The 2,056-nt window shown below is 66.1% G+C and carries 2 protein-coding genes; both read right to left on the bottom strand.

What is annotated here, in order from left to right; genetic code table 11:
* Positions 1-54: 54 nt before the first annotated feature.
* Entirely contained in the window at positions 55-1,362 is a 1,308-nt protein-coding gene (locus M2S36_RS24405) for a substrate-binding domain-containing protein (RefSeq protein WP_207833819.1), read from the bottom strand.
* Positions 1,363-1,506: 144 nt separating this feature from the next.
* Positions 1,507-2,056, bottom strand: a 550-nt coding sequence (locus M2S36_RS24400; protein WP_333958000.1) for a TOBE domain-containing protein, incomplete at its 5' end; no start/stop codon positions are given.

Here is a 2,056-nt window from a genome sequence, read left to right as displayed (position 1 = left end):
AGCGCAGCCCAAAGGGCTGGGAAATCTCCTACAGGGATGTGCGCTGCTTTCAGATCAATACACCCACACTTCCACCCGACGATTACGCAGTCGCCCTTGCTCCAGCTCGTTTCCTGCCACCGGCAGTTCATCCCCCATACCCGTCACTTCAAGCACCTCCACGCCATCGCGCGCCAGCTCACGGCGCACGGCCTGGGCCCGCAGGCGGGAGAGCAGGGCGGCGCGACCGGGTGTCTCCTTGGGGTCGCCAAAGCCCACCAGCACCGCTTTACGCTGCAGCTTGCCGGCGTTGCGCAGGTACTCGGCCACCCGCTGTACATCACGCAGGGCCTTGTTGTCGAGGCTGGCGCTGCCTTCCTGGAAGCGGAAGTTGACGCTCAGCCGCTGCGCCTGCTGGGCCAGGGTGCGATAGCGCGGCGGCATGTTCGCCAGGGGCGCTACAGGTTGGGCCTTGATCTGCTGCGAAACGAAGCCCTGCCGGGCGACGATCGCCTGGCCGGCCGGGCTCTGGGCAAAGTCAGCCAGGGCCCTGGCCTGGGGCTTGGGGTTAGCCGGCAAATAGAAGTACAAGCGCCGTGACAATGGGTAGTCTTCGCTGGCCACCAGCGCGCGCTCCGGCAACATGGCAGGTGCGTCGCCCTCGGCCACCGCCAGCACCTTGGCCCCGTGTATTGCTGCCAGGCTGCTGAAGCCGATGGCCTGGCGGTCGGTGCTCACTCGCGCGGCCAGCTCGTCGCTGGACTCGAAGCGTTGGGCCTTGGGCGAAAGCTCGCCGTGCTGGGGTTCCAGCACCAGTGCCTTGAAGGTCTCAAAGGTACCGGAGCGGTCGTCACGGGCGTACAGGTGGATGGCCCCGCCACTGACGCCCAGTTGCTCCCAGCGCTGGATCTGCCCCGAGAAAACCTGCGCCAGTTGCCGGGTAGTGAGCTGCGGCAACGGGTTGTCAGGGTGAACGATGACTGCAACGCCATCCAGGCCGATGACTTGTTCGGCGGCAGCGGCGCGCAGGTCGCCCAAAGCCTGCAGTTGGCGTGCTTCGCTGTCGTTGATCGGCCGCGAGGCGGCGGCCAGGTCGGCGTCGCCATGGCCCAGGGCGAAGAAGCCGGTGCTGGAACCGTGGGCGGCGATATCGATGCGCAAAGGCTGGCCGTGCGCGTCACGTGCGGTGATAACGGTCTCGTTGGCCAACTCGCCCGGGTGTTGTTCGATGGCAGTAGCTTGCTGTGCGCGCAACTGCCCTTGCACCAGCGCCGGCAGCAAGGCCGCGCCAATGGTGTTGGAGCCTTGCACGCGCAGGGGCGCGGGCTCGGCCAGGGTCGCCAGCGGTAGCAGGGTGAGCAGCAAGACAAGCAGGCGGGGCATGCCGGGAGGCCTATGGCATAGGGTTGGCCGGCAGATTACGACAGTGGCGTGATGATAATGTGACGGTGTTGTTCACATCTTGAGTTGTGCAACGCCTGGTAGACCGAGNNNCTCGGTCTACCAGGCGTTGCAGCACTCAAGATGTTAATGCGCCCCGGCGGACTTGCTCAGGTCACTCTCTGCCCACTCGGTATAAATGCACGCATCCGCCACCGCCCAGCGCACCTTCACGGTATCCCCCGGCTGCATCGGCATGCCCGCGGCCGACAGCGCCTTCACCGTCAGCTCGGTGCCGCCCGCGGTCACCACATGGCAGGTCTGGCTCTCGCCCAGGAACAATACTTCGCCAACCTTGGCGCTGACCTCGTTCCAGCCCGCCGGCAGTGGCTCGCGCGTGGCCTGTTCGGTGGTCAGGGCCAGGGCCTTTTCCGGGCGTACCATGATCAGGGCATCCTGCGAGGCGGCCAGGCCCGGGGTCAGGCGGATGGCCACCGGCTGGCCCTCGAAGCTGCCCGCGCCATTGCTGCTGGCCTTGATCCGCAGGAAGTTGGAGTTACCCAGGAACGAGGCGACGAAGGCATTCGGCGGGTTCTGATACAGGTCGTAACCGGTGCCCAGGCCGACGATCCTGCCGTGGCTGAAGATGGCGATGCGCTGGGACAGGCGCATGGCTTCTTCCTGGTCGTGGGTGACG

It is taken from the genome of Pseudomonas sp. SF2 (genome assembly GCF_036858055.1).
Taxonomy (GTDB): Bacteria; Pseudomonadota; Gammaproteobacteria; order Pseudomonadales; family Pseudomonadaceae; genus Aquipseudomonas.
The sequence above is the reverse complement of the archived record's forward strand: the minus strand, read 5'-3'. Positions and strand labels throughout refer to the sequence as shown.

Bases quoted from the DNA above. Each gene is read 5' to 3' on its own strand.
- M2S36_RS24405 (WP_207833819.1), bottom strand. From the start codon at position 1,362: ATGCCCCGCCTGCTTGTCTTGCTGCTCACCCTGCTACCGCTGGCGACC.